The sequence below is a fragment of the Pseudotabrizicola sp. L79 genome (assembly GCF_036553525.1).
Taxonomy (GTDB): domain Bacteria; phylum Pseudomonadota; class Alphaproteobacteria; order Rhodobacterales; family Rhodobacteraceae; genus Pseudotabrizicola.
On sequence record NZ_JAZHDA010000053.1, the window covers coordinates 453,375 to 473,891 of the forward strand.

Below are 20,517 nucleotides of genomic sequence, written 5' to 3' on the forward strand. Positions count from 1 at the left end.
CGGCCTTCGGAGGTGTCATGCTGCGGAAAAAACTTGCCATTCTTTATACGGCCTTTGCCTTGGGTGCAAATGCGGGGCTTGCCAGTGCCGACCCGGCCGCGCTGCGGGATGGCGACATGAAGAAACTGGCGATTCATACCCAAGCCATCGCCCTGCCCGAGGCCACGTTGCTGGACGCAGCCGACGCCCCGCACAGTATGGCAGACTATCACGGGCAATGGGTTGTGCTGAATTTCTGGGCCACTTGGTGCGCGCCCTGCCGCAAGGAAATGCCGTCCTTGCAACGCCTGCAGGCCAAACTGCCCGAAATCGCCGTTGTTCCCGTCGCAACAGGGCGCAACGCCGTGCCCGGCATTGAAAAGTTCTTTGCCGAAGCCGAGATCACGACACTGCCGATCTTGCGTGACCCGAAATCAGAACTGGCCCGCTCTGCCGGGGTGATGGGGCTGCCGGTGACGCTGATCCTGAACCCAAAGGGCGAAGAAGTGGCCCGCCTGATTGGCGATGCCGAATGGGACAGCGACAGTGCCGTGGCAGTGTTGCAGGCCTTTGCGGCTGGCGAATAACGTCGATCATCCAGGTCGCGACAGCAGATACCCTGACGGCCTAAAGATACGACCGCACAAGGGCGGCGGCGATCAGGCTCCACCCATCGGCGACCACAAAGAAGGCCAGCTTGAACGGCAGCGACACGATGGCGGGGGGCACCATCATCATCCCCATCGACATCAGCACGGCCGCAACCACCAGATCAATGATCAGAAAGGGCAGAAACACCAGAAACCCGATCTGAAAGGCCAGCTTGATCTCGCTCAGCATGAACGAGGGCACCAGCAGCGAAAACGGGGCCTGCGCCACATCAGAAACCGACGCGTCGGGCCGCAGCGAAGCCAGTTGGAAATAGGTTTCCGGGTCAACGCGCAGCGCCATGAAGGCACGAAACGGCTCGGTGATGCGGGGCAAGGCCGTGCCGATGTCGATTTCCTCGCGGCTCAGCGGGCCGATTCCGTTAACCCAGGCATCGGTAAAGACCGGGTCCATCACATACCACGTCAGGAACATGGCAAGGCTTACGATCAACATGTTGGGCGGGGCCTGCTGCAACCCGATGCCCTGGCGCAAGATCGACAGCACGGTGACGATAAAGGGAAAACAGGTGACCATGATGGCCAGACCCGGCGCAAGGCTTAACACCGTAAGCAGCAGGATCAGTTGAACCGATCGCGCCGACAGGGATGGCCCATCCCCAAAATCAAGGCTCAGCTGTTGGGCCGCCACGGGTTGCACCCAAAGTATGGTGCACAGGCAGGCCATCAGCGCAAAAAGCCAAAAGCGCGCGACGGTGTTCACGATATGCCCGACCGCAGATCAGCGACTTCCGTCAGGCGCACGGCCAGTTGGCCCGCACGGTCGCCTTCCAATTCCTGCAACTCGCCCCGCGCGATCAGGCGGTCGCCGATATACAGCTCAACCGCGTCTTCCACCCGCCGATCAAGGGGCAGAACGGCATCTTGCGACAGGGTCAACAGGTCTTTGACCAAGGGCCTTGCCCGCCCGACAGAAACGGTAATTTCAATCGGAACCTGCGCAAACGGGTTACTGTCAGCCGTCTTATCCATTGCTGTCCTCCTTCTCGGGGCAGTCGAAGAAATCATGCACGGCGCGAATGATGTCGCGGGTGGCCGTGTCCAGATCGACGCGGAACTCTTCCTGCCGCATCCTGATGTAGACCTGCCCTTCGCCCAGCGTCGGCTCTTCCTGAAACTGCAACGGCAAGCCCGCCGCCTGTGTCAAAAGCCGCTCGATCGCCGGGCGGGCAACGGGGTTTAGAACGATATCAATCGGCTGATCCGACGCATCTTCCAGCAGGGGCATCACGGCATCCAGCACGACCGGGGCAATCGCTTCCCGTGCCACTTCGGGCAGCAGGCGGGTGGCCAGTTCAATCAGGACCGGCTGGACCGAGCGCAGCAGATGCGCGCGCGCCTCTTGATAGGTAAAGGCCAGATGCTGCAGATTGTTGGCCAGTTCGGCTGATATCTTCCGGGCCTCCTCGGCATCGGCAGCCATGGCATCTTCCCAGCCGGCGGCATAGCCGGTTTCATAAGACTGCAGGCGCGCGTCCTCAACCTCGGTCGATTGCATCACGACGACGTCAGAAACCGCAGCGCGCGTCTCAAAAACCTCAAGCTTCAATGGCATCAACTGCGCTCCTCCTGCTTTTCAAGCCATCCTCGCAAAATCTCGACCGACTCTTCCTGACGTGAATCGATCAGACGTTTCAGCCGGGCGACGGCATCTTGGGGCGGCTGCATGTCTCCGGCACGATCCGCGGGGTCGAGAACAGAAAAGTCAGACATGTCATCATCCGCGATCTCTCCGGTCAGGGCAGCAGGGCTGCGCGACGCGGGCGAGGGCAAGGCCGCAGGGCCGCCCGCCCCCAAGGCCTCTGGCACAGTGGCGGGTTGGCGCGCCTGAACCACCAAGGGCCGGATCACAAACAGCGCCAAAGCAAGAGCCACAAAAGCCAGCAATCCAAACTGGATCAGCGTCATCACATCCAGCGGCCCCGCAAACGACAGCAACCCGGCCTGCGCCACTGTGCCTGCCGAAGCATCAAGCTGAAAATCCATTGATTTCAATGTCAAAGCATCGCCGCGGGCTTCATCCATGCCGGCGGCCGATGCCACCAGTTCACGCAGATCCGCCAGTTCCTGATCCGTCCGCGCGATGCGCGAAACGGTGCCATCAGCGGCCACACTTGTCACCCCATCGACAAGCACGGCAATCGTCATTCGCCGCACCGAGCCAGGCTCTTTGACGATCTCTCGTTGCGTTTCCGAAACATCGAAATTCACGCGCTCACGATTGGAAGAACTTTGGCTGGTGCCAGAACTGCCGGACTGGGCATCTCCATCCGGAAGATTCGATGCCACGGTCACTTCACCCGCGGGCTGTGTCGCATTTTCCGACCGCGTCTCATTGTCCGATGAAATGGCCACCCGGTTCTGCGGATCGACCAATCTTTCGGTAATGGCCTCTCGGTCGCGCACAAGCTCGACGCTGACTTCGACAATTGCCTTGCCCGGGCCAACACGCGCCTCAAGCAGCCGTTCCACATTACGCTTGACCGTCTCGGCCCGAGAACCGTTCGCCTCCCCGCCCAGGCCCCCGCCGCCCGGCGGCACCACACCCGCCATGGCATCAATAACGGTGACCTGGTCAGCCGAAATCTGCCCGATCGCCCCCGCAATCAGGTGGCGCAGGGCATCAGCCTGATCCTGCGACACTGTGCCAGACGCCATGGTGACGGTAATGCTGGCCGTGGCACTTTGCCCTCGCAGCAGACTGTTGCCCTGCTGTGCGGCAATATGCACCCGTGCCAGACGCACATTGGGCATCGCCAGCGCCGTGCGGGCCAATTCGCCTTCCTTTGCGCGCCAATAGGCGGCGTCGAACATCTGCGATGTCGTGCCAAAGCCCGAAAGCCCATCCAGCAGCTCATAGCCCTGCCCGCCCGAGGCTGGCAGCCCTTGCGCCGCAAGCTGCATGCGCAGGGAATCGCGGCTGGTGCTGGGCACATAGATGGCATCGCCCCGCACCTCATAGGGGGTGGCCGACTGATCCAGTGCCGCGATCACCTGCCCCGCGGCATGCGATTCAAGCCCCGCATACAAAAGGCTTTGCTCTGTTGCCGTGCCCATCCGTGCCAAAGCGAGAATCGACAGAAAGACACCCAACGTGGCCGCCACCAGAATCAGGCGCCGCGCCATGGTCATTCGGGTCCAAAAGCTGAGAAGATCGTTCACCTGTGCCTCCGCCTCGGGCCGTTCTGGCCCCGACAAATCGATCAATGGAGGAGGCGTCTTAACAATCGGTTAGTGACCTTCGATCTATTTTTGTTCTGCAACCTGGATAGAGGCGAAACATGACTGATACGACGGCTTCCCCAGAGGGCGCTGCCACTGGCGGCAAGAAACCCATCATTGTCGGTATTATTGGCGCCATTGTGCTGGGGGGGGCGGGCTTTGCAGTGACCTATCTCGATCTCTTGCCGCTCGGCCACAAGACGACCGAGGGTTCAACGGTGGCCCCGATGCCCGCCGTTGAATTTGTGGCACTTGATCCTTTGACCATCACACTTGGGCCAGACTCCGCCGCCCGCCATTTACGTTTTGGCGCACAATTGGAATGCGCGCCGGGTCACGCCGAAGAACTGCGCCAGATGGCACCGCGCGTCCTTGATGTGTTGAACAGCTATCTTCGCGCCGTCGAACTGCGCCAGCTGGAAGATCCGCACACCTTGCCAAAGCTCAAGGCCCAGATGCTGCGCCGGATTCAGATCGTCACGGGGGAAGGTCGCGTGACCGACTTGCTGATTTCAGAATTTATCTTGAATTGAGAGAGCCGCTGATGACCATTATTGCAGATTTTCTTGTGGCCACCGGGGGCTTTGCAGCCGCCCTTTACTGTTTTCTGCTTTCACGGCGCCTCAAGCGCTTTACGACACTTGAATCCGGCATGGGCAACGCCATCGCGGTGCTTTCTGCCCAGGTTGACGACATGACGGCAGCATTGTCCAAGGCAAAGGACACTGCTTCCAGGTCTGAGGGCGCGCTGGATATGCAGGTCAGGCGGGCAGAGGCAGCAGCCGCGAGATTGGAAGTGATGTTAGCATCGCTGCACGATCTGGAGACCGACGCCCCCGCACCCGACCCCGCAGCGGAAGGAGAGCCTCGCGTCAGATTTGTGCGCCGACGGGCCGCTCGCCAGCCCCTGAGGGTTGCCGAATGAACCTCAGCCGCAGTTACAAAAGAATCGGCCCACTGACTTTTTTGGCGCTGATGTTCGCTGTGTCGGGTGCTTTGCGCCTCGGCCAAGGCATTGGGACGGCCATGGCACTTCAGGCCGATGAGCCCGAAAACACATTATCCGCCCCGGTGCAATGCCCCGACCCGCCCGAGCGGTTGGCAGAGGCGCTGAACACCAGAGATGCCGCTGTAACGGCGCGCGAGGCTGCTATGCGGGACAGAATGGCAGCCTTGACGCTTGCCGAACAAAGCCTCGAGACCCGGCTCGCAGAACTTGCCGCTGCCGAGGCGTCGCTGAAGGCCACGCTGGCTTTGGCGGATGGTGCTGCAGAAAATGATCTCACACGTTTGACGGCCGTTTATGAGGCAATGAAGCCTGCCGAAGCAGCGGCCCTGTTTGAGACCATGGCCCCCGAGTTTGCCTCTGGCTTTCTTGGCAGAATGCGTCCTGAATCGGCCGCCGCCATTTTATCTGGAATGCAACCAGAGTCGGCCTATTCGCTCAGTGTGCTGATTGCCGGCCGAAACGCCTTGGCACCCAAGGATTGAACAAAATGCCGGGCGCTCCCAGCACAATGCAAAGAGAGAGGAAAACAGATGCTTGGATCTATTGGCATCGGCGTGATTTTCGTCATGGTTTTCGGTGGCTATCTGCTCGCTGGCGGCAAGCTAGCGATCATCATGAAATCGCTTCCGTTCGAACTGATGATGATCGGCGGTGCGGCCGTAGGTGCATTTCTTGTCTCGAATGACAGCCATGTGCTCAAGCAAACCGGCAAGGATATCGGCAAAGTTTTCAAAGGCCCAAAATGGTCGCCAGCAGATTACCGCGACCTTTTGTGCCTGTTGTTTGAACTGATCCGTCTGGCGCGCAGCAACCCCGTCGGCCTAGAGGAGCATATCGAAGCGCCTCAAACCTCTTCAATCTTCTCCCGCTATCCCAAGATCTGCACCGACCACGAGGCAATTGACCTGATCTGTGATACCTTTCGCGCGGCCTCGATGAATTATGACGACCCGCATCAGGTCGAAGAAGTTCTCGACAAAAGAATGGAGACAAACCGCCACCACGCCCTGCATTCCAGCCACGCGCTGCAATCCATGGCAGATGCCTTGCCCGCCTTGGGCATCGTTGCCGCCGTTCTGGGGGTGATCAAGACCATGGCGTCCATCGACCAGCCCCCCGAAGTGCTGGGCAAGATGATCGGCGGCGCGCTTGTCGGCACCTTTCTTGGCGTTTTTCTGGCTTATGGGATTGTCGGGCCTTTTGCCAACAAGGTGCGCGCCGTTGTCGAAGAAGACGACCACTTCTACCAATTGATCCGAGAGGTTCTTGTCGCCAACCTGCACCAGCACCCCGCCAATATCTGCATCGAAGTCGGGCGCCAAAACACGCCCCACACTTTGCGGCCCAGCTTTAGTGATATCGAGACGGCGCTGCGCAGTCTTAAGCAGGATGCCGCATGATACGGATATTCCTACTTTTCTGTTTCATCGGTCATGGCGCTTGGGCTCAAGCATTGGCCGTTCAATCCGGAGAGCACGGGGCATTCACACGGCTGACCGTTCCTCTGCCGGCAGGCACTGACTGGGCCATGGCGCGCACAGATGCAGGTTACGAGCTTCGCCTCAGCACGTCCAACCCGCGCTTTGACCTTTCGCGCGTCTATCAACTGATTGACCGGAATCGATTGAAGTCCATTTGGGCCGACCCGAGATCGGGAGACCTTCAGTTGGGCATTGGCTGCAACTGCCATGCCGAGGCGTACCTGTGGCAAGAGCGTTGGGTGGTGATCGATATCAAAGACGGGCCTCCTCTTGCAGGCTCAGCTTTTGAGAAAACCTTCGCAGGGAATTTGCTGCCCCCCTTGGGCGACACAACCCAGCGCCGGCCTCGCCAAAGGCCATTAAGCAATAGTGAGACGAGCTATGATTGGACGAAAATCAAACCCGACAGCAAAGTGCCCACGGTTGCATCAGATCTGGCAGGTGGGGCCCAAAGCCCGCCGGATCTTGCAGATTTCCGCAATGCCCTGATTGCAAACCTTGACCGTGAGGGCGCCAATGGGGTGGTTCGCTTTTCTCCCTCTGCCGCAGTCGAACCATCTTCGACGCAAGGGGCGGGCGACGACGAGCGACAATTTGCAATCGGGGACAACCGCGATTTGACCCGAAATGGCAATACTTGTCCCCCACATGACAAATTGAACCTTGCCGATTGGGCCGAGGGGGAAAGCCCCGCCACAGAGATGGCAAAGAGCCGTGCTGCCATTTTGGGTGAGTTTGACCGCGTTGACAGAACTGATCTGATTAGCGCTGTCAAAGTCCACCTCTACTACAGTTTTGGGGCAGAAGCCCGAAGCCTTCTGGCAAGTATGGGAGAAGGCCAAGCTGAAGATCCTGCGCTTTGGGCGCTGTCTTACCTTGTTGACGGGTCGTTGCCGGATGAAAATCCATTTGTCGGCCAGGAAACCTGCTCCGGCGCGGCGGCGCTCTGGGCCCTCGCAGCCCTGCCCGCCAAAAGCGCGAGTCCGGACGTCGAGGCGAATGCCGTTGTCCAAACGTTCATGTCGTTGCCCGCCCCATTGAAAGACCTAATGGCTTCTGATCTTGCCGCGAAACTGCAAGCTTCTGGCAAACCTGCGCAAGCCGATATCCTGCTGAATACACTGAGACGATCAACATCAGGCAGAGCGGACACAGGCTTTCTGGTGGCCGCACAATTGGCCTTGGATCGCAACGATGCAGAACTTGCACAGCAGGCATTGGACGGGATCAAGGACCCAGCACAATCGGCACAGGCTTTGATCTTGCGGGCAGAGTTGGCCTTTGACCAGAAGTCAGCCATTGACCCAGCCTTTGTGACAGAACTGGAAGCCCTGAATTTTTCACAAGGCGCAGGGCCAGATGGCCCGGCCATTGCCCGTGGCTTGGCTTTGGTCAAATCCGTTACGGGCGATTGGACAGAAGCCTTCGCATTGGCCGCATCAGACAGCAGCACAGCACAGGATCTTTGGGCTTTCTTGCCCGAGGGCGCAGGAGATAGAGATTTCCTGGTACAATCCGCACGCGCAACCAAGGAAGACCGTGCCATGATCTCCACTGCCAACCGAATTCAAATTGCAGATCGGTTGCTGGCTTTGGGTTTGCCCGACCTGGCAACAGATTGGATTTCCCCTCAGGATGACCAACCAGAACGGTTGGCCACCCTCCAACTTGCACAGCGGGATGGTCGATCTGTTCTTCAGACGCTCATCGGCATCGACTCTGCGACTGCAACAGAGCTGCGGATAAAAGCCTTTGAAAGTTTGGGAAGTTTTGATCGTGCAGCGGATTTGCTGGCGCGCGAAGGGCGCCTGGAAGAAGCCGTCCGCCTCCGACGCTGGGCCGGCGACTGGGATTTGCCGGATCCGATAGCCGATACCCCTTGGTCGGCATTGGCTCAGATGGATCTACCACAAGATTCAATCGACGCACCTGTCAGCCTGTCTTCGACCCGGTCCCTTCTGACAAAAACCGAAGAGCAGGTTTCCACAATTCGCGCACTCCTTGATCAAACCATGGTGGACTGACATCGAACCAAAGACCGCAGTTCCAATGCAGAGGCTGCTCATCTTCTTCGGTGAACACCTCGTCAAACCGACACGTCGGGCTTGAATGCTTGGCCGCACTCTTTACAGTTGGCGCTAATGTCGATGTCAGGAAGTATCATGTTCTTTTTCGCAAAGCCCTTTAGTGTTGCCTTGGTCATGGCCCTATCCGCCACACAGGCGGTTGCGGCCTCTTGCTCTGACACTGGCGCCAGATTCGAAGCCTGGAAACCAGAATTCGCGGCCGAGGCAAAGGCGCAAGGCGTTCGGGAAAAGGGCTTGGCCGCGTTGATGGGCACCAGCTATTCCAAGGCCACCATCGCGGCAGACCGCAACCAGAAAAGCTTCAAATACACGCTTGAAAAGTTCATGCAGGTGCGCGGCGCTGATGCGATCATCAAGCAAGGACGCGCCCGCAAGGCCAAGAACGCCAGCTTTTTCGCCGGTCTCGAAAAAAGCTATGGCGTCCCGGCGGGGGTGCTTTTGGCGATTCACGGCATGGAAACCGGCTTTGGGTCTTTCATGGGCGACACCAATGTCGTCTCTGCGATTGCGACCCTTGCCTATGATTGCCGCCGGTCTGCGTTTTTCACCCCTCATCTGATTGGTGCGTTGAAACTGGTCGATCAAGGCAGCATCACCGCAAACACCGTTGGCGCCAAACACGGAGAGCTTGGGCACACCCAATTCCTGCCCGGCAACGCCTTGATCTATGGCGTCGATGGAAATGGCGATGGCCGGGTTGATCTGGGCAATCTGACCGATGCGATGGCCAGCACCGCCAATTTTCTGCGCAAAAAGGGCTGGAAGCCCGGCGCAGGCTATCAGCAGGGCGAACCGAACTTTGCCATCCTGCACGAATGGAATGCCGCCAAAGTCTATCAGCAGGCCATCGCGATCATGGGGAAAAGAATCGACAGCTAAGGCGCTTTTCCACCCTTGCAGAAGCAGATGGGGTCGGGTAATCACGCCGCCAGTGGCCCGTTCGTCTATCGGTTAGGACGTCAGGTTTTCAACCTGAAAAGAGGGGTTCGACTCCCCTACGGGCTGCCACTTCCCTCCAGAATGATCTCGCCCTAGGCGCAAAATACCGGCTCGGCGCAGGGCAGATGCAGCCCTCTTTGCCCGACCAGCCGCCCCCCCAATCCTGCCTGATCACAAATGCGTTGCGGCGGTTCGACCGCTGCACAGCCCATACTATGTTTAGCTTGGGCCAGCGCCTATGTGTGGCCGCAGCCCTGGGCCGACCAACAAGGAGGAACCGTCATGTCCCTGATAAAGCCGACACGCCGCAGCCTGTTGATCGCTGCCGCTTCGGCCGTAGCCCTAGGATCAACGGGGGTGACGCCGGCGCGGGCCCAAGGTCTTGCGCCCACCCCCACCATGCGCGGGGGGGCCAACAACTACCTTCCCGGCGCCCCGATTGTCGAGCGGATCGGCAGCGGCGGCTTTTGGATGACAGGCACCGTGCGCCGGGCGGGCGACGGGATGCCGCTGGCCGGGCAGCGCATCCAGATCTGGGCGCATACGACCGAAGGGCATGAGCGCGACCCTCACAGCCATGGCGCCACCCTGACCGATGCAAATGGGGTGTTCCGCCTTGAAATGCCGCAAATCGTGCCCGCCTTTGGCCAGCCGCACGGGCATCTGGCCTATGATGGCGATCAGTTTGAAACCGTGTTCCTGCGCCCGGTGATGGCCAGCGCCAGCGATACCTCGTTGCAGGCCGATTTCGTCTTACAGCCCATCTGATCGCATGCCGCCAGCCAAGGCCATTCTGATCTGGCTTGCCGTTTTGGCCGCGATGTCCCTGCCCCTGTTCATTGCCGCGACCAGCCCGCTGCTGCAATGGCGTCAGCCGATTTACATCGTGGCGGGCCTCGCGGGGGTGGTGGCGCTGATCCTGTTGTTCGTGCAGCCGCTGCTGGTCGCCGGGGCGTTGCCGGGCCTGCCAGCCCAGCGGGGGCGGCGCCTGCATCGCGGCTTTGGCGTGGTTCTGGTTGGATTGGTGGCGCTGCACGTTGCGGGGCTGTGGATCACCAGCCCCCCCGACGTGATCGACGCCTTGCTGTTGCGGTCCCCCACACCGTTTTCGCTCTGGGGCGTTCTGGCCATGTGGGGGCTGTTCGCCGCCGCCACACTGGCCCTGCTGCGCCACCGCCTGCCGCGCCCACTTTGGCGTCTGGGGCACAGCACGCTCACCTTATGCGTCGTGCTGACCACAGCCATCCATGCCCTTACCATCGAGGGCACAATGGGCGCTGTCTCAAAGGCTTTACTTTGCGCACTGGCCCTCGCCGCCAGCCTTTGGGCCGTGACCCAGCTTAAATCCTGGCGGCACCTGCGCAGAAAATTGCGCTAGCGGCGCGCGGGCCAAACCTCAACCAAACCCGCCACCAGCACCAAGGCCCCGCCCAAAAGTTCCAGCGGATGCAGATGCTCACCAATCAAGACCGCCGCTGAAACCGCGCCAATCATCACTTCGGCCATCAGCAGAATGCTGACACGCGCCGGGTCCAGCCGAACCGTCGCCCACATCAACCCGATCAGCGACACGGCCCACCACAGCCCCCCCGTCAGCACCGACAGCCCGATGATCGCCCCCAAGGGTTGCCCGCCAAGCTGCGGCACAGGCTCCAGCATCGGCGCCAACAGAAGCGAGGCCGCCGCCGCACCCATCGCAAAAACCAGGGTCGCCGAAATCGGCTCGACCGTCGATTTGACCCGGATGCCAACGGTCGAGAACGACCACAAGATGCCCCCAACCAGCGACATCCACTCGCCCAATCCCTGCGGCAGCGGCATCTCGCCTTCGGCCCCCAGCATCACCAGCAAACCGATCAACCCCAGCACAATCGCCACAATCCGCAACGGCGGGGTCGGCCACCCCATGACAAAACGCCCGATCAGCGTGCTCCAGACCGGGCTCAGGAACCACAGCAGGATGATGATCGCCACACGCCCATATAAAAAGCCGATGGAATACAGCGCAAAGGCCGCCCCGCCCAGCGCGATGGCCCCCAAGGCCAGACCATTGGCCTGCCACAGCACCGCGCGCCGTGGCCATGCCAAGGGCAGCAACAGCGCAACCGCCGACAGCGCAATCGCGGCCGTGCCCCAGGCACCGCCCAATCCCCATGCACCCAAGGCCCGTACCGGCAGCCAATACAGGCCCCAGAACACCCCCGTCACAAGAACGGTGGCCGAGGCGACAGCCGTGGCGCGATCCGTTTCCATACGGCCCGGTCAGCCGATCATGGCGTGTTGCCCGACGCCGCCAGACGCACCCCGCGCTGGCGCAAGACCCAATCCAGCGCCTCGCCCACCACGCGCGACGTGGCCCGGTCATAGGCCGCCACCAAAGCCTCGGTCGAGGTGTCTTCGGCCCGGTCACTGGCCGCGAAGGTGCGGCTTGCCAGAACCGAAACATCCTCTTCCCGCACCAGCCGCAGCGCCAGCCGCACCTCGATTGTCGCGGCCTTTGACCCCGGCTCCAGCGCCGCATCAAAAGTGACGATATTGCTGATCACAGCCACATCGCCAGACGACCCCAGCGGCTTGCGCCCGACGAACCGAAACCCGCCCGACCGCTCCAGCCCATCCACCAGCGCCGATTGAATCATCTGCGGCACTGGCTCGATCCATGTGGCATCAGGCAGATATTGCACCTGCGTGGCCGAGGGGCGCACCAGAATCCGGTCGGTATCAATCGCACCACTGGCCGAGGGTATTTCGACAATCACATCTTCGGCGCGCGGTGTGCCCCGCGCCACCGGTCCGGGCAGGGGCGCTTGCAACTGAAAGGCGTCCCGCGGCTCTGCCGCATCGCTCAGCGCACTCAGCGCCGAACATCCGGCCAACAGGCCAAAGGCGGCAATCAGGGCAATCGGGTGGCGGCGCATGGCTATCCTCATCAACGTCTGAATTCCGGAACATCCCGGCCCAGCAAATACCGGGTCGGGTCTCGTTCGATCCGCTTGACCAGCTGCTCCAGCGTCGCCACCAAAGCACTGCTTTCACGGGCCAGCCGGGTAAACTGCGGCAGCCCTTCACGCGCAAAGTCCTGCACCGGGGGCGAGGCCGCCTGCACCGTGCGCTCAATCTCGGCAAAGGCCGAATTCGCGCGCCCGGCCATGTCGCGCAGATCGGCGGTGATCTGCGGCAGATCGGCCGAAACCTGCGCCACCGCCGTATCCACCCGCCCCAGCATCGCCCGCACATCGGCAGCAATGGTCGCCACCTCGTCGTTCAACACCCGATCCGCCGAGGTAAAGGCCCCATCCGCACTGGCCAGTGCCTTTTCCCCGGCGGCCAGCGCACTGTCCAGTTTTGTCAGCGTGTCATTGGCGCGGGTAAAGGTATCCGACACCGTCGCCATCGCCTGCGAGGCATCTTCGCTCAGCCCGTCAATCCGCCCGGCAGCGGCGGACAGATCGGCCCCCACCTCCTCGACCACGCGCGCAGCCGTGGCGGTGGCGGTGCGGATGTCTTCCACGATGGCGGGCAAATCGGTTTCCGCCACCACCCGCGCCGAATCCACCACCGTGCCCGCATTGGCCACCAGCGCCCGGCCTTCGGCCACCAGCGCCGCTCCATCGCCATCGACAAGCGTCTGAAAACTGACCGACGCGCTGTCAAACGATTCCAGCGATTGCGTCATCCGCTCCAGCATGGCGTCGGTTGATTGCAGGGTGGCTTCGGCTTCGGTCAGCCGGGCCGAGGCAAGACTGCCGGTTTCGCGAAACTCCTGCATCATCGCGCGGGCATCCGTGCTGACCAGTTCAAGCTGCGAGCGCACCGCTTCGGTTGTCGCCGCCAGATCGGCCAGCGCCTCGGGCAGGTTCTGCGTCATCACCGTATCCGCCGTATCCAGCGCCCGCCGCCCGCTGTCCAGGGCGCCATCGGCCCGATCCAGCGTGCCTTCTGCGCGCACGGCCAAGGTCTTGATCTGGCCCAAGGTGTCGTCCGCGGTGTTCAGCGCCGTGGTCGCAGCATTCGAAATTTCTTCCAGCCGGGCTGAAAAAGACGCGATCTCCTCGCTTGCATCGGCCACCGTCGCCGTCACCGCCGAGAAATCCTCAAGCACCTGCCCCAGATTTTCCGAAGACCCCTCAAGATTGGCCAGAATGCTGGTGATCCGGGCCTGATTCTCCGGCCCCAGAATCTCGCCCAACTGGCGGGTCACCGACAGCACTTCTTCCACCACCTGCGGCGCATCCTCGCTCAGGCTTTGCAACACCGACCGCCCGGCCCCGATCATCGGCACCGCACCATCGGCGCCGGGTTTCAGCAGCGGGCTTTCGGGCGACCCGGCGGTCAGCCCGACATAGGCCACCCCGGTCACCCCCTGCATCTCGATCGTGGCCACGCTGTCCTCGCGCACCGGCGTATCGGCCCCCACCTCGATGCGAACCCGGATACTGCCACTTTGATCGGGGGCCAGCCCCACATCGACCACCTGCCCCACCGGCAAGCCGCTGAACCGCACCTCGGATGCCGAAGACAGGCCAGAAACGGTCGAAAAATCAATGTCGTAATAGGCGAACTGCCGGTCCAGCTCGACCTGCGCGAACCACAGAAAGAATGCCAGAATGCCCAGAAACCCTGCCAAGGCAAAGGCTCCGATCAGCACATAATTCGCCTTCGTCTCCATTCCGGTATCCTAGCTGGTTCCCGCCGCCTGCGGCACTTGCGCCGCACGCGCCCGCGGGCCCTGAAAATATTCCTTCACCCAAGGGTGATCGACCTTCAGCATGTCTTCCATCGTGCCCGTCACCAGCACCTTGCGTTCGGCCAGCACGGCCACGCGGTCACATACCGCATGCAGCGTATCCAGATCATGCGTCACCAGAAACACCGTCAGGCCCAGCGTCTTGCTCAGCTTGCGGATCAGCAAATCGAAATCCGCCGCACCAATCGGGTCCAGCCCCGCCGTAGGTTCATCGAGAAACACGATTTCAGGGTCCAGCGCAAGGGCACGGGCCAGCCCCGCCCGCTTGCGCATCCCCCCCGACAGTTCCGACGGGTATTTATCCCCCGCCGACCACGGCAACCCGGCCAGCGAGATTTTCAACCGCGCCAAGGCCTCGCGCGTGGCCGGGTCAAGTTCCTTGATCGCCCGCAGCGGCACTTCCACATTCTCGCACACCGTCAGCGAGGAAAACAGCGCCCCATCCTGAAACATCACGCCGATCCGGTGGCCAATCGCGGCCTGCGCGGCCTCTGCGCCATGCAAGATGTCGGTGCCCAGCATCGTCACCTGCCCGGCCTGCGGCACCAAAAGCCCCGCGATGATGCGCAACAGCACCGATTTGCCCGTGCCCGATCCGCCAACCACACCCAGAATCTCGCCGCGATACACATCCAGATCCAGCGCCTCATGCACCACATGCGTCCCGAACTGGGTGCGCAAGCCACGAACTTCGATCACCGTCTCGGTCATGGCTCAGATCCCGATCTGCGCGAAAAAGATCGAAAACAGCGCATCAATCACAATCACCGCAAAAATCGCGGCCACCACACTGCTGGACGTCATGCTGCCCAAGGATTCCGCCGTGCCCTTTACCCGCAACCCGGCCTGACAGCCGATGATCCCGATCACCAGCGCAAACACCGGCGCCTTGACCAGACCGACGAACACATGTTTCACATCGGTGCCTTCGATCAACCGGGTTTGAAACATCGCGGGCGAAATCCCCAACTCTACCCAGGCCATCAGCGCGCCACCAATCAACCCGGCCAGATTGGCGATCAGCCCCAGAATGGGCAACATCAAGATCAGCGCCAGCACCCGTGGCACGATCAAGGCGGCCACCGGATCAATCGCAAGCGTCCGCATCGCGTCAATTTCTTCGCGCATCTTCATCGACCCGATGGCCGCCGTAAAGGCCGATGCCGTGCGCCCCGCCACGATGATCGCCGTCAGCAAGATGCCCAATTCCCGCAGGATCGAAATCGAGATCAGATCCACCACGAAAACCTCGGCCCCGAACTGGCGCAACTGCATCGAGCCCTGAAAGGCCAGCACAACGCCGATCAAAAAGGCCATCAGGGCCACAATCGGCACCGCCCCCAGGCCTGCGGCCTGACAATGGTGCACCAGCGCCGTCAGCCGAAAGTCGCGCGGATGCAGCACGCTGTGCCCCAAACGGCTGAGAAACATTCCCAGCAGCGCCAGCGATTGCGCCAACACCCCGCCCGCCCCGGCAATGCTGCGCCCCACCCGGTCCAGCATCTGCGTCAGGCTTGGGCGCCCGCCATCGGCCTTGGCGGCGTCAGGCTTGGGCAGAGCGGCAAAAACCGTGTCCAGCAATTGCCGGGCTTCGGGCAGGGCACCGTCAATCTGCAAACGTCCCCCCGCGGCCTCGATCGCCTGCTGTTTCACACCAATGGCCCAGGCGATGCTGGTGTCGATCCATTCCGCCGCCGCCATATCCAGAACCAGGGTCTGGTCGTCCGGCACGCCCTTCAGCGCCCGGTTTACCTGCATCACATCGGCCACCCCCAACCGCCCAGACAGCGCGGCACGGGTGCCGTCTGTGCTGCTGTTCACGCTGATGCTGCCGACAGCCATTCCGGGTGGGTTCCTTGCTGCTGCTGCATCATCGCTCGCGCCTCTGGCAAGTTCAACCCAGATCGGCCCGGGCAGCCCCCGGCAGCAATCCACACCACCCGCATGTTGCCCTGCCGCTTCAATGCCTGTGCGGGCCTGCCTGAAATAACGGCGCGGCCACCGGCCCTGCCATCAATCCGGTCGCTTGGGCCTTTGCGCCTGTGCTTCTTCGGCCTCGATCACCGGGCGGATATATTCTGCCAGATTGCCGATATGCGCCTCGATCGCGGCCCGCGCAGCCGGGGCATCGCGCGCCATCAGCGCCTGCACGATGGCCGCATGTTCGCCCACCACCCGCGCCCGGCTGCGCGCCAGACGCGCACCCAGAAACCGCGCCCGCCACAGCCGCGCCAGATACGACCGATGCGTTTCCGCCAGGGCCGCATTGCCCGAGGCCGCCACAATGGCCGTGTGAAAGCTCATGTCGATCTCAAACAGATCCAGCGGATCGGCCCGGTCTTGCTTGGCGGCAATGTCGTCATTGATCGCGCGAATGCGGGCCAGATCCGCCTCGGTGGCATGGCGGCAGGCCAGTTCGGCCGACAATTTCTCCAGCACCTGCAACACCGCCACCTGATCGGCGATTTCCTTGAACCCCGGCTGGGCCACAATCGGGCTGCGCGACGGGCGCAACACCACCAGCCCCTCTTGCGCCAGAATGCGGATCGCCTCTCGCATCGGGGTGCGGCTGACCCCCAGTTCCAGCGCATTGTCACGCTCTTTGATCGGCGCGCCGGGGGGCAGCGCACCGCGCAAGATATCGCGACGCAAATGCGCGGCGAGATCAATGGCCAGATTGGCGTCCGACATGCCCGGCCTTAACCGCGCCCGACAAAGGGCATGGTGGTGGCCATGATCGTCATGAACTGCACATTCGTCTCAGGCGGCAGATTGGCCATATGCAGCACCGCCTCGGCCACATGGGCCACATCCATCGTCGCCTCGGCCCGGATCGACCCATCCGCCTGCGGCACCCCTTTGGTCATCGGCAGCGCCATTTCGGTCAGCGCATTGCCGATATCAATCTGCCCGCAGGCAATGTTGAACGGCCGCCCATCCAGAGACAGGGTCCGTGTCAGCCCCGTTACCGCATGTTTCGACATGGTATAGGGCACCGACCCCGGCCTTGGCGCATGCGCGCTGATCGAACCGTTGTTGATGATCCGCCCGCCCTGCGGGTCTTGCCGCCGCATCTGGCCAAAGGCCGCACGGGCGCACAGGAACATGCCGGTGATGTTGATATTGGCCACATTCAGCCAATCCTCGACCTTGATGTCGTCAATCAATGTCGCAGGCAGGCCGACGCCCGCATTGTTAAACAAGGCATCCAGCCGGCCCCATTGCGCCACCATGCCCGCCACCGCCGCATCCACCGCCGCCGGGTCTGTCACATCACAGGGCAGCACCAGTGCCGCGGCATGGCCCTGCGCGGTTTTGTCCAACGCCGCCGCGCGCCGCCCAACAAGACCGACGCGCCAGCCGTTTTCCAGAAAGTGCCGGGCGGTGGCGCGGCCAATGCCGCTGCCTGCCCCGGTGATCATGATCGTCTTCATCGCTTTACCCTAATGATTGTCGCGCGGCAAATCGCGGCCCACCTTGTGATAGGCCGTCGCCAGTTCCAGACAGCCGCCATCGGCCAACTGCCCCACATGCTTGCGGTAAATCTCTTGCCACGGGGTCTGATGGTGCAATTCCGGCGCCACCCAGGCCGCACGCCGCGCCGCCCATTCGGCATCGTCCACCAGCGCATCCAGACGGCTGGCATTCAGATCCAGCCGCACGCGATCCCCCGTCTGCAACAGGGCAAGGCCACCCCCGACCACGCTTTCGGGCGAGGCATTCAGGATCGACGGGCTTTCCGACGTGCCCGATTGCCGCCCGTCGCCCACCGTCGGCAGATGGTTGATCCCGGCCTTAAGGATCGCATCCGGCGGCTGCATGTTCACCACCTCGGCCGATCCGGGATAGCCCACGCAACCCACCCCGCGAATGAACAGAATGGTCTTTTCATCAATCTCCAGCGCCGGATCATTGATCCGCTCATGGTAGTCCTCGGGGCCTTCAAACACCACGGCGCGGGCCTCGAACACCCCTTCGCGCCCTGGTTCCGACAAGAAGCGTTTGCGGAAATCGGCCGAGATCACGCTGGTTTTCATCAAGGCGCTGTCAAACAGATTGCCCGACAGAACCAGGAACCCGGCGTTCAGCCGCAGCGGATCGTCATAGGGGCGAATGACCGCCCGATCCTCGCTTTCCACCCCGGCCAGATTGTCGCCCATGGTCTTGCCCGTGGCCGTCATCGCGCCCTGATGAATGCGTCCGGCCTTCATCAACTCTCCCATCACCGCAGGCACGCCCCCGGCGCGGAAAAAGCTTTCGCCCAGAAACTCACCAGCGGGCTGCATGTTCAGCAGCAGGGGCACATCAAAGCCCACTTTCTGCCAATCCTTCACATCCAACGCCACGCCCGCATGGCGCGCAATCGCCTGCAAATGCGGCGGGGCATTGGTGCTGCCACCAATCGCGGCATTCACCACAATCGCGTTTTCAAACGCCTCCCGCGTCAGAATATCCGAAGGCTTCAGATCCTCATGCACCATCGCCACGATCCGCCGCCCGGTTTCATATGCCATCGCCATCCGTTCACGGAACGGCGCAGGAATGGCGGAATTGCCCGTCAGGCTCATGCCCAGCGCCTCGGCCATCGCATTCATCGTGCTGGCCGTGCCCATAGTGTTGCAATGGCCCAGGCTGGGCGCACTGGCGCAGACCCGGCTCATGAATTCTTCAAGGTCGATCTGCCCTTCCGACAACAGCCGGCGGCTTTCCCAGACAATCGTGCCCGACCCCGCCCGCTTGCCCTTCCACCAGCCATCCAGCATCGGGCCGCCGTTCAGCGCAATCGCCGGAATATCCACGGTCGCCGCCCCCATCAGCATGGCAGGCGTTGTCTTGTCACAGCCCGTGGTCAGCACCACCCCGTCGATCGGATAGCCGTGCAACACCTCGACCAGCGACAGATAGGCCAGATTGCGGTCCAGCGCCGCCGTCGGACGCTTGCCGGTTTCCTGAATCGGATGCACCGGGAATTCCATCGGAATGCCCCCCGCATCCCGAATCCCCGCCTTGATGCGATCCATCAGAAAGACGTGAATCTTGTTGCAGGGCGCAAGGTCGCTGCCGGTCTGCGCGATGCCGATCACCGGCCGCTCACCCTGTAATTCGCCGCGCGTGTATTCCTGATTCAGATAGCGCTCGATATACAGCGCCGTCATGCCGGGATTGTTGGGGTTGTCAAACCACTCTTGCGACCGGAACTTCTTGTTGGCGCGTGTCGAACCCATCTGCCTGTCCTCCTCTGACGGGCCGGGGGCAACCGCACCCCCACTGCCCGTTTGGATGCACATTCCAGATTTGGTATACCAAATGCAAGCCCTCCTCTGCAAAGCCCCCCCTGCAAAGGCCGCACGACGGAGTGGCTAGACGTCGATGGCGCTGCCCAAGCCACGCTCTTGCGCCCGCACCACCGCACGGCCCGCCACCGCCAGATCCTGCAAACCCACCCCGGTGCCGTCAAACAGGGTCACTTCACTGTCAAAGGCCCGCCCCCGATGCCTCCCGGTGATCACCGCGCCCAAGGGGGTGATGGCCGTGGCATCCACCAACCCGGCCTTCACCGCATGTTGCGCCTCGCCAATCGTCACCGATTGCGCCACCTCATCGGTAAACAGGCTTGCCCCGGCAACCAGCGCGGGGTCCACCTCTTGCTTGCCCACCGTATCCGTGCCCATGCAGGCCAGATGCGTGCCGGGCGACACATGCGCCGCCATCAGACTGGCCGCAGGGGATGAGGTGATGGTCACAATCACATCGGCCTCGACCATCCGCTCCAGCGGCACCGCCTCAAAGGGCAAGCCCAATTCGGCAGCCACCGCCCCCAGCCTGGGCAACATGTCAGGATGCAGATTCCACGCGATCACCTTTTCAAACCGCCGCACCCGCGCCGCTGCGCGCAACTGGAACGCCGCCTGATGGCCCGCCCCCACCATGCCCAGCACCTTGGCATCCGTGCGGGCCAAGCGGTCGATGGAAATGGCACTGGCCGCCGCCGTGCGCAACGCCGTCAGCAGATTGCCCCCCACCATCGCCACCGGGCGACCGGTGTCGGGGTCAAACAAAAAGACGCTGGACTGGTGATTGATCATCCCCTTGGCGGCATTGCCGGGAAAATAGCCCCCGGCCTTGACGCCCAGCAAATGCCCCGTCCGGTCCAGCCCGGATTTGAACCCGTATTGCCGCCCCTCGCCCAGCGCCTCGCGCACCACCGGAAAGTTATAGGCCCCGCCCGCATCCATCGCGGCAAACACCGCCTCGACCGCCGCAAAGGCATCTTCGGGCGAAACCAGATCGGCGATCAACGCCTCGGGAACGATCAGCATCGGCACTCCTTTTTCGGGCTGGGCCCGGTCTTGTTAACCATGGCCCCACGCGCGCCCCCCGGCAC

22 protein-coding genes and 1 tRNA gene are annotated in these 20,517 nt (G+C 62.1%); 10 read left to right on the top strand and 13 right to left on the bottom strand.

The genetic code is table 11. The features are described from left to right. The first annotated feature begins 17 nt into the window (after positions 1 to 17). Positions 18 to 566: a TlpA family protein disulfide reductase gene (locus V3C85_RS17130; RefSeq protein WP_331796614.1), complete on the top strand. Its 549-nt coding sequence runs from the start codon at positions 18 to 20 to the stop codon at positions 564 to 566. A gap of 40 nt (positions 567 to 606) precedes the next feature. Here V3C85_RS17130 and fliP read toward each other — a convergent pair whose 3' ends face one another. From fliP to fliF, 4 genes are read right to left on the bottom strand one after another with little or no spacing between them, the layout of a single operon-like run. Next, complete coding sequence (gene fliP / locus V3C85_RS17135; RefSeq protein ID WP_331796833.1) at positions 607 to 1,314, bottom strand: flagellar type III secretion system pore protein FliP; 708 nt, start codon at positions 1,312 to 1,314, stop codon at positions 607 to 609. Between the two features lie 32 nt (positions 1,315 to 1,346). Further along, positions 1,347 to 1,619 (bottom strand): FliM/FliN family flagellar motor switch protein, encoded by a 273-nt coding sequence (locus V3C85_RS17140; protein ID WP_331796616.1) that lies wholly within the window; start codon positions 1,617 to 1,619, stop codon positions 1,347 to 1,349. Further along, entirely contained in the window at positions 1,612 to 2,202 is a 591-nt protein-coding gene (locus V3C85_RS17145; RefSeq protein WP_331796618.1) for a FliH/SctL family protein, read from the bottom strand. Before V3C85_RS17145 ends, V3C85_RS17140 begins: the two co-directional genes overlap by 8 nt. After that, positions 2,202 to 3,809 (bottom strand): flagellar basal-body MS-ring/collar protein FliF, encoded by a 1,608-nt coding sequence (gene fliF / locus V3C85_RS17150; RefSeq protein ID WP_331796620.1) that lies wholly within the window; start codon positions 3,807 to 3,809, stop codon positions 2,202 to 2,204. Before fliF ends, V3C85_RS17145 begins: the two co-directional genes overlap by 1 nt. A gap of 119 nt (positions 3,810 to 3,928) precedes the next feature. Between fliF and V3C85_RS17155 the strand changes: the two genes are divergently transcribed. The 9 genes from V3C85_RS17155 (at position 3,929) to V3C85_RS17195 (ending at position 10,763) form a co-directional block, all read left to right on the top strand. Further along, entirely contained in the window at positions 3,929 to 4,402 is a 474-nt protein-coding gene (locus tag V3C85_RS17155) for a flagellar basal body-associated FliL family protein (protein ID WP_331796621.1), read from the top strand. Positions 4,403 to 4,413: 11 nt separating this feature from the next. Beyond that, complete coding sequence (locus V3C85_RS17160; protein WP_331796623.1) at positions 4,414 to 4,794, top strand: hypothetical protein; 381 nt, start codon at positions 4,414 to 4,416, stop codon at positions 4,792 to 4,794. Further along, entirely contained in the window at positions 4,791 to 5,360 is a 570-nt protein-coding gene (locus V3C85_RS17165; RefSeq protein WP_331796624.1) for a MotE family protein, read from the top strand. The genes V3C85_RS17160 and V3C85_RS17165 overlap by 4 nt, the downstream gene beginning before the upstream one ends. Before the next feature lie 48 nt (positions 5,361 to 5,408). Then, entirely contained in the window at positions 5,409 to 6,278 is an 870-nt protein-coding gene (gene motA, locus V3C85_RS17170; protein WP_331796625.1) for a flagellar motor stator protein MotA, read from the top strand. A gap of 128 nt (positions 6,279 to 6,406) precedes the next feature. Continuing rightward, positions 6,407 to 8,383, top strand: coding sequence for a hypothetical protein (locus V3C85_RS17175; RefSeq protein ID WP_331796626.1), 1,977 nt, complete (start codon positions 6,407 to 6,409; stop codon positions 8,381 to 8,383). 138 nt (positions 8,384 to 8,521) lie between these two features. Then, complete coding sequence (locus tag V3C85_RS17180) at positions 8,522 to 9,325, top strand: lytic murein transglycosylase (RefSeq protein ID WP_331796627.1); 804 nt, start codon at positions 8,522 to 8,524, stop codon at positions 9,323 to 9,325. A 54-nt stretch (positions 9,326 to 9,379) separates the two neighbouring features. Beyond that, positions 9,380 to 9,454: transfer RNA gene (locus tag V3C85_RS17185), tRNA-Glu, on the top strand. Between the two features lie 213 nt (positions 9,455 to 9,667). Beyond that, positions 9,668 to 10,153: a twin-arginine translocation pathway signal gene (locus tag V3C85_RS17190; protein ID WP_331796628.1), complete on the top strand. Its 486-nt coding sequence runs from the start codon at positions 9,668 to 9,670 to the stop codon at positions 10,151 to 10,153. Between the two features lie 4 nt (positions 10,154 to 10,157). After that, complete coding sequence (locus tag V3C85_RS17195) at positions 10,158 to 10,763, top strand: ferric reductase-like transmembrane domain-containing protein (protein WP_331796629.1); 606 nt, start codon at positions 10,158 to 10,160, stop codon at positions 10,761 to 10,763. Here V3C85_RS17195 and V3C85_RS17200 read toward each other — a convergent pair. From V3C85_RS17200 to bhcD, 9 genes are all read right to left on the bottom strand, one after another. Continuing rightward, positions 10,760 to 11,638: a DMT family transporter gene (locus V3C85_RS17200; protein WP_331796630.1), complete on the bottom strand. Its 879-nt coding sequence runs from the start codon at positions 11,636 to 11,638 to the stop codon at positions 10,760 to 10,762. The two genes, V3C85_RS17195 and V3C85_RS17200, sit on opposite strands and share 4 nt — an antisense overlap. Before the next feature lie 17 nt (positions 11,639 to 11,655). Then, positions 11,656 to 12,315: an ABC-type transport auxiliary lipoprotein family protein gene (locus V3C85_RS17205; RefSeq protein ID WP_331796631.1), complete on the bottom strand. Its 660-nt coding sequence runs from the start codon at positions 12,313 to 12,315 to the stop codon at positions 11,656 to 11,658. After that, positions 12,315 to 14,054 carry an MlaD family protein gene (locus V3C85_RS17210; RefSeq protein ID WP_331796633.1) on the bottom strand — a complete coding sequence of 580 codons (1,740 nt, stop codon included), beginning with the start codon at positions 14,052 to 14,054 and terminating at the stop codon, positions 12,315 to 12,317. The genes V3C85_RS17205 and V3C85_RS17210 overlap by 1 nt, the downstream gene beginning before the upstream one ends. A gap of 9 nt (positions 14,055 to 14,063) precedes the next feature. Then, positions 14,064 to 14,843: an ABC transporter ATP-binding protein gene (locus tag V3C85_RS17215; RefSeq protein WP_331796634.1), complete on the bottom strand. Its 780-nt coding sequence runs from the start codon at positions 14,841 to 14,843 to the stop codon at positions 14,064 to 14,066. A 3-nt stretch (positions 14,844 to 14,846) separates the two neighbouring features. After that, positions 14,847 to 15,974 (bottom strand): ABC transporter permease, encoded by a 1,128-nt coding sequence (locus tag V3C85_RS17220; protein ID WP_331796635.1) that lies wholly within the window; start codon positions 15,972 to 15,974, stop codon positions 14,847 to 14,849. Positions 15,975 to 16,145: 171 nt separating this feature from the next. Further along, complete coding sequence (locus V3C85_RS17225; protein WP_331796636.1) at positions 16,146 to 16,823, bottom strand: GntR family transcriptional regulator; 678 nt, start codon at positions 16,821 to 16,823, stop codon at positions 16,146 to 16,148. Positions 16,824 to 16,831: 8 nt separating this feature from the next. Beyond that, positions 16,832 to 17,566 carry an SDR family oxidoreductase gene (locus V3C85_RS17230; RefSeq protein ID WP_331796637.1) on the bottom strand — a complete coding sequence of 245 codons (735 nt, stop codon included), beginning with the start codon at positions 17,564 to 17,566 and terminating at the stop codon, positions 16,832 to 16,834. Between the two features lie 9 nt (positions 17,567 to 17,575). Further along, positions 17,576 to 19,357, bottom strand: a complete 1,782-nt coding sequence (locus tag V3C85_RS17235; protein ID WP_331796638.1) for an IlvD/Edd family dehydratase — start codon at positions 19,355 to 19,357, stop codon at positions 17,576 to 17,578. 135 nt (positions 19,358 to 19,492) lie between these two features. Further along, positions 19,493 to 20,452, bottom strand: coding sequence for an iminosuccinate reductase BhcD (gene bhcD / locus V3C85_RS17240; protein WP_331796639.1), 960 nt, complete (start codon positions 20,450 to 20,452; stop codon positions 19,493 to 19,495). Positions 20,453 to 20,517 lie beyond the last annotated feature (65 nt).